The organism is Ornithinimicrobium pulveris (assembly GCF_050261105.1).
In the GTDB taxonomy this organism is placed as follows: Bacteria; Actinomycetota; Actinomycetes; order Actinomycetales; family Dermatophilaceae; genus Ornithinicoccus.
In genome coordinates this window covers 2332355-2345356 of record NZ_CP189837.1, presented here as the reverse complement: position 1 = coordinate 2345356, position 13002 = coordinate 2332355, and the positions used below count along the sequence as shown (strand labels likewise).

Annotated in this window: 10 protein-coding genes; 4 read left to right on the top strand and 6 right to left on the bottom strand. The window is 71.1% G+C overall.

Translation table 11 applies throughout. From position 1 onward, the window contains the following. The first annotated feature begins 20 nt into the window (after positions 1-20). Positions 21-638, top strand: coding sequence for a hypothetical protein (locus ACQBAT_RS10945; protein ID WP_420746994.1), 618 nt, complete (start codon positions 21-23; stop codon positions 636-638). A gap of 35 nt (positions 639-673) precedes the next feature. Here the strand turns inward: ACQBAT_RS10945 and ACQBAT_RS10940 are convergent, their stop codons facing one another. Then, positions 674-2377 (bottom strand): phospho-sugar mutase, encoded by a 1704-nt coding sequence (locus tag ACQBAT_RS10940; RefSeq protein WP_420746993.1) that lies wholly within the window; start codon positions 2375-2377, stop codon positions 674-676. Positions 2378-2385: 8 nt separating this feature from the next. Next, positions 2386-3231 carry a purine-nucleoside phosphorylase gene (locus tag ACQBAT_RS10935; RefSeq protein ID WP_420746992.1) on the bottom strand — a complete coding sequence of 282 codons (846 nt, stop codon included), beginning with the start codon at positions 3229-3231 and terminating at the stop codon, positions 2386-2388. 22 nt (positions 3232-3253) lie between these two features. Here ACQBAT_RS10935 and ACQBAT_RS10930 point away from each other — a divergent pair, with 22 nt between their 5' ends. Continuing rightward, positions 3254-4720: an NAD(P)H-quinone dehydrogenase gene (locus ACQBAT_RS10930; RefSeq protein ID WP_420746991.1), complete on the top strand. Its 1467-nt coding sequence runs from the start codon at positions 3254-3256 to the stop codon at positions 4718-4720. 43 nt (positions 4721-4763) lie between these two features. Here the strand turns inward: ACQBAT_RS10930 and ACQBAT_RS10925 are convergent, their stop codons facing one another. Beyond that, positions 4764-6542 carry an acetyl/propionyl/methylcrotonyl-CoA carboxylase subunit alpha gene (locus ACQBAT_RS10925; protein ID WP_420746990.1) on the bottom strand — a complete coding sequence of 593 codons (1779 nt, stop codon included), beginning with the start codon at positions 6540-6542 and terminating at the stop codon, positions 4764-4766. A gap of 25 nt (positions 6543-6567) precedes the next feature. After that, the gene (locus ACQBAT_RS10920) at positions 6568-6918 is read right to left on the bottom strand and encodes a MerR family transcriptional regulator (protein ID WP_420747138.1); all 351 of its coding nucleotides are present in this window, start codon (positions 6916-6918) and stop codon (positions 6568-6570) included. Between the two features lie 110 nt (positions 6919-7028). On the opposite strand from ACQBAT_RS10920, the gene ACQBAT_RS10915 reads away from it, so the two are divergent. Together ACQBAT_RS10915 and ACQBAT_RS10910 are read left to right on the top strand one after the other, a co-directional pair. Next, on the top strand, positions 7029-8210 hold the full coding sequence (locus ACQBAT_RS10915) for an acyl-CoA dehydrogenase family protein (protein WP_420746989.1): 1182 nt from the start codon (positions 7029-7031) through the stop codon (positions 8208-8210). Positions 8211-8236: 26 nt separating this feature from the next. Further along, positions 8237-9790 carry an acyl-CoA carboxylase subunit beta gene (locus ACQBAT_RS10910; RefSeq protein WP_420746988.1) on the top strand — a complete coding sequence of 518 codons (1554 nt, stop codon included), beginning with the start codon at positions 8237-8239 and terminating at the stop codon, positions 9788-9790. On the opposite strand, the gene ACQBAT_RS10905 is transcribed toward ACQBAT_RS10910, so the two are convergent. Next, a complete protein-coding gene (locus ACQBAT_RS10905) occupies positions 9717-11057 on the bottom strand; it encodes a threonine/serine ThrE exporter family protein (protein ID WP_420746987.1) in 1341 nt (446 codons plus the stop codon). The genes ACQBAT_RS10910 and ACQBAT_RS10905 overlap by 74 nt on opposite strands. After that, positions 11036-12994, bottom strand: coding sequence for a S9 family peptidase (locus tag ACQBAT_RS10900; RefSeq protein WP_420746986.1), 1959 nt, complete (start codon positions 12992-12994; stop codon positions 11036-11038). Before ACQBAT_RS10900 ends, ACQBAT_RS10905 begins: the two co-directional genes overlap by 22 nt. Positions 12995-13002 lie beyond the last annotated feature (8 nt).

Genomic DNA, 13002 nt, shown 5'->3' with positions numbered 1-13002 from the left:
GAGAGTTTAGACTCGGCCGCGTGAGTCCGGTCCCCGCAGCGTTGCCACCCGGCTCGGATCTGGTCCGGGTCTACCGGACCCTGCCCGCGCGCTTCGTCGGCTGGGCGATGATCGCGGCCGGTGTCGTGCTGGGCTCCATGACGCTGCGAGACATCTCGGTCGGACACACCGCAGACCTTCTCCACCCGGTCGCCCTCGTGGTGGCTGTGGGTGTCGCGGGGTGGGCGCTCTTCCTCCGGCCCCGCGTGGAGCTGTATACCGAGGGCTTGCGCGTGGTCAACGTCGTCACCGACAGCGTGGTGCCCTTCGGCGCGATCGAGGACATCAGCACGCGGTGGTCCCTGGAGCTGCTCGACACCGAGGGCGGTCGCACCAGCGCCTGGGCCGTGCCCGTCCGGCGCGACATGGTGCCCCGCCGCCGCCTCGATGACTTTGCCGAGACCACCCGCCACCGGGGCCGTGGCGGCGTCACTGCGCAAGGTGTCTCCGATGACGTCTACCGGACCATGCAGCGCTGGCGGCTGGACGGCGGGGAGCGGACCGGAGCACCCACGCGGGTGGTGCGCAGCCCGTCCTGGTTCGCCGTGGGCGCCCTGATGGTGGCCGTCATCCTCGCCCTCAGCGCCTTGCTCAGCTGAGGGCACTCCTGAGCTCAACGCGGCCGGGGCGCAGCTCAGACCTCGGTGAGCTTCTCCATACCGGACCGGACGGCAGCGAGGCGACGCCCGGCTTCGGCGCGCGCCTCAGCCAGCCCGGCTTCGCCCTCCACCGGCACGATCGCCTCCAGGTAGACCTTGAGCTTGGGCTCGGTGCCGCTCGGGCGCACGATGACCCGCGTCCGGTCGGCCAGCTCGAAGCGCAGCCCCTCGGTCGGCGGCAACCCCTGGGCGCCCTCGGCGAGGTCCTCGGTGGTGGTGACCTCGACGCCACCCAGCTCAGCGGGCGGCTCCGAGCGCAGTCGCTGCATCACGGGCGGGATGAGGGAGAGATCACTCACGCGCACCGAGAAGGCATCGGTCTGGTGCACGCCGTGGCGCACCGCGAGCTCGTCCAGCACGTCGAGGAGCGTCCGGCCCTGCGCCTTGAGCGTGGCCGCCAGCTCGGCGGCCAGCAGCGCCGCGGTGATCCCGTCCTTGTCCGGCACGGTCGCCGGGTCGACGCAGTAGCCGAGCGCCTCCTCATAGCCGTAGGCCAATCCCTTGACCCGGCCGATCCACTTGAAGCCCGTCAGCGTCTCCTCGGGCTCCAGTCCCGCGTCCGCCGCCATCGCGCCGAGCAGGCGGGAGGAGACGATCGAGCGGGCCAGTACCCGGCGGTCACCGCCGGCGCGTCCGCGGTCGATGACGTGCTGGCCCAGCAACGCACCGACTTCGTCGCCCCGCAGCATCCGCCAGCCATCGGCAGCGGGGTCGAGCACAGCCAGGGCGCACCGGTCGGCGTCCGGGTCGTTGGCGATGACCAGGTCCGGTCCGAGCTCGCCGGCGAGCTCGAGGGCGGCGTCGATCGCGCCAGGCTCCTCGGGGTTGGGGAAGGAGACGGTCGGGAAGAGCGGGTCCGGCTCCTCCTGGCTGGCCACCGTCGCCGGGGCGGGGAAGCCAGCGCGGTCGAAGGCGTCGCGCAGGATCTGGGACCCGACCCCGTGCAGGGCGGTGTGCACCACGGACAGCTCGCGCGGGCTGGCGGGGTCCAGGACCGCGACCGCCTTGGACAGGTAGGCCTCGATCACCTCCTCGCCGAGGGTCTCCCAACGGTCGGAGTCGTGCACCATCGCGACCTGGGAGACCGCGCGTACCCGGGCGATCTGGGCGGCGATGTCGGAGTCGGCCGGCGGCACGATCTGGGAGCCGTCGCCCAGGTAGACCTTGTAGCCGTTGTCCTCGGGCGGGTTGTGGCTGGCGGTGACCATCACGCCCGCGTCGGCGCCCAGGTGGGTGATCGCGAAGGCGAGCACGGGGGTGGGCAGCGGGTGGGGGAGGACGAGCGCCCGCCCGCCCGCGCCGGTCACGACCGCAGCGGTGTCGCGGGCGAAGACGTCGGAGTTGTGGCGGGCGTCGAAGCCGATCACCACGACCGGGCCGCGCTGCTGCCCGGCCAGCCCCAGCTCCTGCTTCAGGTATGCCGTGAGCCCGGCGGCCGTGCGGATCACCACGGCTCGGTTCATCCGGTTGGGCCCGCCTCCGAGGGCGCCGCGCAGGCCCGCGGTGCCGAACTCCAGGAAGCCGGAGAACCGGTCGGCCAGCTCGGCGCGGGCCTCCTCGTCACCGGCGGTGCAGCGGTCCACCAGCGCGGTGAGCTCATCGCGCGTCACCGGGTCGGGGTCGTCGCCCACCCAGGCGCGGGCCTGCTGGATGAGGTCATGGGGCTGGGTGTCGGACATGCTTCTCCTCAGCGGATGCGCTCGACGATCCTGGCGAGCAGTTCTCCGCAGCGCTGCGCCGCCGCCTGGCCGGCCTCGATGACTTCCTGGTGGTCCAGCGGGGTGGGGCTGATGCCGGCGGCCGGGTTGGTGACCAGCGAGATCCCGAGGACCTCCAGGCCGGCCTCGCGGGCGGCGATCGCCTCGAGGGTGGTGGACATGCCGACGAGGTCGCCGCCCAGGATCTTGGCCATCTGCACCTCGGCCGGGGTCTCGTAGTGCGGGCCGCGGAACTGCACGTAGACGCCCTCGTCGAGCGAAGGGTCGACCTCGCGGGCGAGCTCGCGCAGCCGGGGGCTGTAGAGGTCGGTGAGGTCGACGAAGGTCGCGCCCTCCAGCGGCGAGGCTGCTGTGAGGTTGATGTGGTCACTGATCAGCACGGGGGTGCCGGGCGCCCACTCGGCGCGCAGGCCGCCGCAGCCGTTGGTGAGGACGACCGTGGTGCAGCCGGCGGCGGCCGCGGTCCGGATGGCGTGCACCACCGCGCGGATCCCGCGATCTTCGTAGAAATGGGTGCGCGTGCCGTAGACGAGCACTCGCCGGCCGTCCTCGAGCGGGATCGAGCGCATCGAGCCGGAGTGGCCCTCGACGGCGGCCGGGGCGAATCCGGGGACGTCGGTGTTGTCGATCTCGCAGTCGGCCTCGCCCAGCAGGTCGGCCGCCTGCTTCCAGCCACTGCCCAGGACCAGCGCGATGTCATGCCTCGGTGCTCCGGTGCGCTCGGCGATGACGGCTGCGGCGGCCTCGGCGACGTCGCGGGGGTCGGTGCTCGGGTCGGTGAGTGTCAGGTGGGAGTGGTCGGTCACCCTGGGCATCTTAGATGGTTGGATAGGGGCCGTGAGTGCAGCAGACAGGTCCGTGGTCGTCATCGGTGGTGGCCCCGGTGGCTACGAGGCCGCGCTAGGTGCTGCCCAGCTGGGGGCTGAGGTCACCGTCGTGGAGCGGGCCGGTGTCGGTGGAGCGGCCGTGCTCACCGACTGCGTGCCCAGCAAGGCGTTGATCGCCACCGCGGACTTCATGGACCGGTTCAGCGCCGCCAAGCGGATCGGCGTGCACTTCGACGGGGCGGGCGTGCCGCGCGACCAGGGCGTCACCGCGCACATCACCGATGTCAACAGCCGGATCATGGGCCTGGCCCAGACCCAGAGCCGGGACATCGCCGAACGGCTGGAGTCGGCCGGGATCGAGATCGTGCAAGGTGCGGGCCGGCTCGCGGGAGCGGGGGTCGTGGAGATCGTCGAGGGCATCCCGGACGTCGAGTCGGGTGAGGAGCCCTCGCCGCACGGGGCCGACCTGGCGGAGGCGGACAGCTCCCGGCGCATCGAGGCGGACGTGATCCTGATCGCGACCGGTGCCCGTCCTCGGGTCATGGACACGGCCGTCCCCGACGGCGAACGGATCCTGACCTGGCAGCAGATCTGGGACCTCCAGGAGCTGCCCGAGCACCTCATCGTCGTCGGCTCCGGCGTCACCGGCGCCGAGCTCGCGCACGCCTACCTCGGCCTGGGCTGCCAGGTCACGCTGATCTCCTCCCGTGACCGGGTGCTGCCCGGTGAGGACGCCGACGCGGCCAACGTGGTCGAGGACGTTTTCCGCCGACGTGGCATGACGGTGCTCAACCGCTCGCGTGCCGGTGCCGTCCGCCGGGAGGGGGAGGAGGTGGTCGTCACGCTGGAGGACGGCCGTGAGGTGACGGGATCCCACGCGATGTTGGCCGTCGGGTCGATCCCCAACACCACCGACATGGGCCTGGCGGAGGCCGGGGTGACCCTGACGCGCTCAGGCCACATCGAGGTCGACCGAGTCTCGCGCACCAGCGCGCCCGGGGTCTATGCCGCCGGCGACTGCACCGGTGTGCTCCCGCTCGCCTCCGTCGCGGCCATGCAGGGACGGATCGCGGTGGCGCACGCGCTGGGCGATGCCGTGGCCCCGCTGTCCCTGGGCCGGGTCAGCTCCAACATCTTCACCGACCCGGAGATCGCCACGGTCGGCGTCAGCCAGGCCGATATCGACGAAGGGCGGGTGGACGCCCGCGCCGTCATGCTGCCCCTCACCAAGAACCCTCGCGCCAAGATGCAGAACGTCCAGGACGGCTTCGTGAAATTGTTCGCGCGCCGGGGCAGCCAGACGATCGTCGGGGGAGTCGTGGTCAGCCCGCGGGCCAGCGAGCTCATCTTCCCGATCGCGCTGGCCGTGGCCAACCGGCTCAACGTCGACCAGTTCAGCTCGACCTTCACGGTCTATCCCTCGATGAGCGGCTCGCTGGCCGAGGCAGCCCGGCAGCTGCACGAGATCACCGACTGACCCGACAGAGCACCGACCGACAGTCGGTCTCTCGGTCTCTCGGTCAGTCGGTCAGTTCGCAGAGCACCGCGCCATTGGCCACGGTCTCGCCGACGGTCGCGGACAGCCCGGTCACGGTGCCGTCCTTGTGCGCCTTGATCGGCTGCTCCATCTTCATCGCCTCGAGCACGACGACGACATCACCCTGGGACACCGACTGGCCTTCTTCGACCGCGATCTTGACGATCGTGCCCTGCATCGGCGCGGTCACGGAGTCGCCGGACGCCGCAGCGGCCCCACCGCCGCCGCGGGAGCGCTTGGGTGCCTTCTTGCGACCGCCAGCCGCGGCGCCGCCGCCACCACCGAGCGCCAGACCGGCGGGCAGCGAGACCTCCAGGCGCTGGCCGCCGACCTCGACGACCACCTTCTGGCGCTCTCCCTCCTCACCGGTGGGTGCCTCCGCGGTCGGTCCGGAGTAGGCCTCGATCTGGTTGTCGAAGTCGGTCTCGATCCACCGGGTGTGCACGGTGAACGGGGAGTCGTCCTCGGGGGCGAAGGCCGGGTCGGCGACCACCGCGCGGTGGAAGGTCAGCGCGGTCGGCATGCCCTCCACCTCGAACTCGGCGAGGGCCCGGCGGGCGCGCGCCAGCGCCTCGTGCCGGTCCCGGCCGGTGACGATCAGTTTGGCGAGCATCGAGTCGAAGGCGCCGGCGACGACGTCGCCCTGCTCCACCCCGGAGTCCAGCCGCACGCCCGGACCCGACGGCGGGCGGAAGACCAGTGCGGTGCCCGGGGCAGGGAGGAAGTCGCGGCCCGGGTCCTCCGCGTTGATCCGGAACTCGATGGAGTGCGCGTGCGGCACCGGGTCGTCGTAGCCGAGTTCCTCGCCGTCGGCGATCCGGAACTGCTCACGGACCAGGTCGATTCCGGTGACCTCCTCGGTGACCGGGTGCTCGACCTGCAGACGGGTGTTGACTTCGAGGAAGGAGATGTCGCCCTCGGGGCCGACCAGGAACTCGCAGGTGCCGGCGCCGACGTAGCCGGCCTCGGTCATGATCGCCTTGCTCGCGCGCACCAACTCGGCGTGCTGCTCCTCGGTGAGGAAGGGCGCGGGGGCCTCCTCGACCAGCTTCTGGTTGCGTCGCTGCAGCGAGCAGTCACGGGTGGAGACGACGACGACATTGCCGTGCTGATCGGCCAGGCACTGGGTCTCGACGTGGCGGGGGTGGTCCAGGAAGCGCTCGACGAAGCACTCCCCGCGACCGAAGGCGGTGACCGCCTCGCGCACCGCGGAGTCGAACAGCTCGGGGATCTCCTCGATCGTGCGCGCCACCTTCAGACCGCGACCGCCACCGCCATAGGCCGCCTTGATGGCGACCGGGAGGCCGTGCTCCTGGGCGAAGGCGACGACCTCGTCGGGGCCCTCCACCGGGTCCTTGGTGCCGGGCACGAGGGGGGCGTCGGCCTTGACCGCGATGTGTCGGGCCTTGACCTTGTCGCCGAGGGAGTCGATCGCGTCGGGTCCAGGGCCGATCCAGGTCAGGCCGGCGTCGATGACCGCTTGGGCGAACGAGGCGTTCTCGGCCAGGAAGCCGTAGCCGGGATGGACAGCGTCGGCGCCGGACTGCTGCGCGATCTCGAGCAGTGCGTCCTGCACGAGATAGGACTCACCCGGCGTCTGACCGCCCAGGGCATAGGCCTCGTCGGCCACCTTGACGTGCAGCGCGTCCCGGTCGGGCTCGGCATACACGGCGACGGAGCCCAGCCCTGCGTCCTTGCAGGCACGAGCGATGCGGACGGCGATCTCGCCGCGGTTGGCGATGAGGACCTTGCTGATCGGCATGACGCACACCCTAGACCCAGACCGATCAACGCAACTGGGCCAGGTCCTCGGTGCAGCGCTGCTCCAGCTCGTCCAGCTCGCGCAGGCTGTCCTCGATGTCGCGTCGGCGGCGCTGCAGATCGGTGCGGCGGTCATCGATCTGGGAGAGCAGGTAGCGCAACTGCCCCGCTTCGCCGGGCTGGTCGTCGTACATGCCCAGGATGGTGGAGATCTCCTCGAGCGGGAAGCCCAGTCGGCGCCCGCGCAGGATCAGCGCCAGGCGGGTGCGTTCGCGACGGTGGTAGAGCCGGCGCTGCCCCTCGCGCTCGGGGGAGAGCAGGCCCAGGTGCTCGTAGTGGCGCAGTGTGCGGTGCGTCACGTCGAAGTCGTCGGCCATCTGGGCGATGGTCCAGGTGGTCTCGGCAGCGGTCACAGCTTGTCCTTACGTCAAGAGGGCTCAGGACATCGTGCTTGACGATTGACGTGCACGTCAAGCACGATGGTCCCGTGTTCGAACTCAGCCAGGACCATGAGGACTTCCGCGGTGTCGTGCGCGACTTCGCCGAGCAGGAGATCGCGCCGCACGTCGAGCAGTGGGACGCTGAGTCGCACTTCCCGGTGCACCTGGTGCCCAAGATGGGCGAGCTCGGCCTGTTCGGGCTGGAAGCGCCCGAGGAGTTCGGCGGTGCCGGGATGGAGGGGGAGGGCTTCACCTACCTCTGCGTGGCGATCGAGGAACTGGGCCGCGTCGACCAGGCGATGGGGATCACGCTCGAGGCCGGGGTCGGGCTCGGGATCAACCCCATCCAGACCTACGGCAGCCAGGAGCAGAAGGAGCGCTGGCTGCCCGACCTCGTCGCCGGGAAGGCGCTCGCCGGCTTCGGGTTGACCGAGCCGGAAGCCGGCTCCGACGCCGGGGCCAGCCGTACGCGCGCCGTCCTTGAGGACGGTGAGTGGGTCATCAACGGCGCCAAGGCCTTCATCACCAACTCCGGCACCGAGATCACCTCCGTGGTCACCGTGACCGCCAAGACCGGCGAGCTGGAGAACGGCCGCCCCGAGATCAGCGCGATCATCGTGCCCAACGGCACCGAGGGCTTCGTCGTCGAGCCGCCCTACCGCAAGCTCGGCTGGCACATCTCCGACACCCACGGCCTGACCTTCGAGGGCGCACGCGTGCCGGAGGCGAACCTGCTCGGGGAGCGTGGCCACGGCTTCAAGCAGTTCCTCAAGACGCTCGACGACGGCCGGATCGCCATCGCGGCGCTCGCGGTCGGCTGCTGCCAGCGGATGCTGGAGGAGACCACTCGTTACAGCCAGGAGCGGCTCGCCTTCGGCAAGCCGATCGCCGTCAACCAGGGTGTGTCCTTCCAGGTCGCGGACCTGGCCGTGATGACCGAGGCGGCCCGCACGCTCACCTACAAGGCGGCCTGGCTCAAGGAGCAGCACGCCGCCGGCAAGCGCTCGATGGCCGAGGTCAAGCAGGCCGCCGCCATCGCCAAGCTCTACGCCACCGAGGCCGCGGTCACCTCGACCCGGATCGGCACCCAGATCTTCGGCGGCAACGGCTTCATGGAGGAGTACCCGGTGGCCCGGTTCTACCGCGACGCCAAGATCCTGGAGATCGGTGAAGGGACCTCGGAGGTCCAGCGGATGCTCATCGCCCGCGGCCTCGGCCTGCCCGCGTGACCCGCCCGGCTGACAGGATGGCGGGTATGGAGAACCCTCACCCAGATCCCCGTGTCGCGGACCTGCGGGGCCGGCTGGACACGGCATACCGGGCCTCGGCGGAGCCGACCGAGCGCGCCAAGGGCAAGCTGGACTCCCAGGGCAAGCTCTACGTCCGCGACCGGATCGAGCTGCTCTTCGACGAGGGCACCTTCGTCGAGGACGGCCGCTTCGCCAACTCCACCGCAGGCAACCTGCCCGCCGACGGCGTGGTGACCGGGCGCGGTGAGGTGGATGGCCGACCAGCGATCGTGGTCGCCAACGACCCGACCGTCAAGGCTGGCTCGTGGGGTGCGCGGACGGTGGAGAAGATCATCCGCGCCACCGAGGCAGCGCTGCGCGAGGAGCTTCCCCTCTTCTGGTTCGTCGACTCGGCCGGTGCCCGGATCACCGACCAGGTGGACCTGTTCCCCGGACGACGTGGCGCCGGCCGGATCTTCCACAACCAGGTCGCCCTGTCCGGCAAGGTTCCGCAGATCTGCTGCCTGTTCGGTCCGTCGGCCGCCGGTGGCGCCTACATCCCGTCCTTCACCGACCTGATCATCATGGTCGAGGGCAACGCCTCGATGTATCTGGGCAGCCCGCGGATGGCCGAGATGGTCGTGGGGGAGAAGGTCAGCCTGGAGGACATGGGCGGGGCGCGGATGCACTGCACCGTCTCTGGGGTCGGCGACCTGCTCGCCAGCGACGACGCCGAGGCGATCGAGCTGGCCAAGCACTTCTTCTCCTACCTGCCCGAGACCTGGCACGACCCGGTGCCGCACTACGAGCCCGAGGAGCCGGCGGTCCCGCTCGACCGCAACACGGTCCCCGAGGCCGAGTCGGTGCCCTTCGACGTGCACGAGGTGATCGAGGGGCTCGTCGATGACGACAGCTTCTTCGAGGTCAAGCCGCTCTTCGCCCCGGAGCTGGTCGTCGGGCTGGGCCGGATCGACGGTCAGACGGTGGGCATCCTGGCCAACAACTCGGCGGTCAAGGGCGGGGTGCTGTTCACCGACTCCGCCGACAAGGCCGCGCGCTTCATCTGGCTGTGCGACGCCTACGGCATCCCGTTGCTCTACCTGGCAGACGTGCCCGGGTTCATGATCGGCAGCGAGGTCGAGCGCGGGGGCATCATCCGGCATGGCGCCAAGATGGTCTCCGCCGTCTCCGCGGCTACGGTCCCGCAGCTGTGCGTGGTGGTCCGCAAGGCCTATGGCGCGGGTCTCTACGCCATGGGTGGCCCCGGCTTCGGTCCGGAGGCCACGATCGCGCTGCCCACCGCCCGGATCGCGGTGATGGGTCCGGAGGCGGCGGTCAACGCGGTCTTCGCCAACAAGATCGCCGAGATCGAGGACGAGGAGGAGCGGGCCGCGTATGTCGACGCTCGCCGGGCTGAGTACGTCGAGGACGTGGACCTCGAGCGGCTGGCCTCCGACCTGGTGATCGACGCGGTGGTCGAACCCGAGCAGCTGCGCGACGAGGTGATCAAGCGCTTCCGCTACGCCGCCCGCCGCGACCGCCACTTCTCGACACGACACCGCGCGATCCCGCCTGTCTGACGGTGCGGAGCAGGTGGGCCAGGCCGATCTGGCGCGCCACGTGCCGCAGCGGACGAGCCAGCGCTGAGCCGACCAGGACGCCCAGGGCGATCGCGGTGACCACGACGACCACGTCGACGACCGCCAACGCCGCCGCCCCGGGCCCGATCTCGACCTGGGTGAGGGAGATCAGGCCCAGCGACCCTGGGACGAGCAGCCAGAAACTGGGGAGAAAGGCAACCATGCGGGGCAGCTCGGGGCGCACGTATTCGATCAGCGTGCTCAGGAGCGCGGCCACCACCGCGCCGGCGAAGGCGCCCGCCCAACGGGTCTGGACGGCGGACATGGTCAGGGCCTGGGCGAGGAAGGTAGCGAGCACGGTCAGGCCGAGCCAGGGGATCTGGCGGGCGGGGACCGACTCCATCAGCGAGATCGCGGCGGTGATGATGATGACGCCGAGAAGGGGTGCCCACCAGCCCAGGTCGACGGGGCGAGGTTCCTGGAGGGACTCCGGCGCCACGCCCACGACCGCGAGGGCGGCCCCCACGCCGAGCACGAAGAGCAGCAGCTGCACCAGACCGTAGGCCAGCCGGGAACTGCCAGCGACCATGGCGCCGGCCGCGAGTTCGGTCAGCCCGGTGACGATGAGCGCGCCAGGCAGCAGGACGGCGATCGGCGCGACCAGAGTCCACAGCGGCGCGGACAGCCACCCCACACCGGCAGCGAGGAAGGCGAGCAGGCTGATCGTGAAGGCGGCCAGGAAGGGGGTGAGCGTCCGCCATGTCGGCCCGCGAGTCCCGAGCAGCACGAAAGCGGGGGTGAGCACGGCGACAGCCAGGGTGAACAGCAGCGAGGACAGGGCCGGCGCCAGGATCAGCCCGATGCCGACACCGGTCAGCAGGCCGCCGACCACGAGGCCGAGAGTCCGGTAACGGTGCGGCTGCGCCCGCAACCGGCCGAGCCTGGCCAGGCCGTCCTGGACGGCCATCCGCCCCGAGCGCAGCTCGGCCTGCACCGCCAGCACGTCGGCCAGCTGGTCCAGCCGGAGCCCGCCGTCGACCTGCTCGAAAGTCGCCGCCTCGCCGGAGCGCAGCGCGACCATCAGGCCGGTTGGGGAGCAGGCCACCTGCGCGCGTTGATATCCCAGCGTCCACGCGACCTCGTGCACGTCCTCCTCGACCTCGTGAACCGGCATACCTCCGGCGAGCAGGCCGGCCCCCAGCCAGGCGAGCAGCCTGCGATCGCGGGACTCGTGCGTGCCCACGCTCACCGCAGGTGCTCGTCCCACCAGGCGAGGATGTGCTCGAAGCGCTGCACCCGGTGGCGAGGCTGGCCGGAGCGGGTCAGTTCATGGCCCTCACCGGGGAAGATGAGCAGCTTGGTGGGCACCCCATTGCGCTTGAGCCGCGCGAACAGCCGCTGACCCTGCTCGAGCGGGCAGCGGAAGTCGCGCTCGGAGTGGATCACGAGCGTGGGCGTGGTGATGTTGTCGGCCCAGGTCAGCGGAGACTGCTCGTGGGCATAGGCGCCGACGTACTCGTCGCCGAAGAACCAGCCGATGTCGCTGGTCCCGGCGAAGGAGTCCCAGGCGTTGACCGCCCGCTCGCTGATCGCGGCGCGGAAGCGGTCGGTGTGCCCGACCAGCCAGGTGGTCATCAGACCGCCGTAGGAGCCGCCCTGGACGCCGACGCGCTCGGCGTCCAGGTTCTGCGCGTGCAGGGTGAGGGCGTGGTCGAGGAGCGCGGTCAGGTCGGCCACATCGACGCTGCCGATGGCCTCCTTGACCGCGCGGCCGTGGCTGGCGCCGTAGCCGGAGCCGCCGCGCGGATTGCCCATCACCACGGCATACCCGGCGCCCGCGAGGACCTGGGCCTCATCGAAGAGGTTGCCGGAGTACTGCGTGTAGGGGCCGCCGTGGATCATCAGCACGACCGGGTGGCCGGCTTTGCGTCGAGGCTTCGTGGTCGGCCGGAACAGCCACCCGTGCACCGGGTAGCCGTCGGCAGAGGTCGTCTCGAGCTCCTCCGGCTCGATCGGTGCGGCAGTGCCGGTGAGGTGGCGCGCGGCGAGGTCGGTCACCTGGGTGAGGCGCTCGCCGATCCGGCCGACGAAGAGCTCGCTGTATGACGTGCGCGTCCCCGCGGTCGCGACGACCACCCCGCCGCCGACCGCGAGGCCGGTCACGGTGAGGTGTCCGTCGAGCAGCACGTCGCCGGTGTCGACATCGCGCACGACGGTGTCTCCCCGGTGCTCGAACGCGGCGACGAGGGTGCCGCCGATCCCCAGGGCCGGGGTGCAGGCGAGGTGGTCGGCCTCGGCGTCGGTGAGAGCGGTGCCGGGGTCGTTCTTGGTCAGCCGGTGCAGCACCGGGTTGCGAGCGACGAAGTCCTGGCCGCTCTCACCCAGGTCGTTGACCCCGTAGACCACCACGCCATCACCGGCGACGTGCAGGCTGCCGACCGTTCCCGTGCCCTCGGTATGGCGCCGAAAGCCCTTGCCGCGCAGGTCGACCGAGCACAGGTCGGTGACCAGGGTGTCGGGGCGCCATGCTCCACGGCGATCCCGCGAGGCGATGAAGCCGACCCGCTGCCCGCCGTCGAGAAAGACCGGGTTGCGGTCGTCACCGGCCCCGGCGGTCAGCTGGCGGCTCTCCGGGACTGCCTCGGCGTCCTCGCCGTCGGGGTCAGGAAGATCGTCGAGGTTGAGCAGGAAGATTGTGGCGGGGCGGTCCAGGACGTAGCCGAGCCCGTCTGAGAGGTAGCCGGCGTGCTCGATCAGCCGCGGAGCCTCGTGGTCGGGTGCGATGTCCTCGTCGGTGCCGTAGCGACCCTCGTCGGGGACGCGTGCGACATACGCGATCATCCTGGAGTCGGGAGACCAGGCGAAGCTGCCGACTCCCAGCGGGTGGTCGGTCAGTCGGCGGGCGTCGCCACCGTCGGCGCGCAGGAGATGCAGTTGGGCCGGGCCGTCCTCGGTCGCGCGCAGGAACGCCAGGTGGGTGCCGTCGGGGGAGTAGGTCGGGGCGGAGTCCCGGGTGCTGCCGGTGAGCCGCTCGAGATCGCCGGTGGCTTTGCCGTCGTTGTCGAGGCGCTGGCGCCACAGGCTGGAGCGGTAGCGGTTGTCCTCGATGTCGGGCCGGGTCAGCGTGAGGACTACGTCGCGACCGTCCGGGTGGACGGTCGGGGAGGACAGGGTGCGGATGGAGGCGACGTCGTGGGGCTGCACCCGGACGA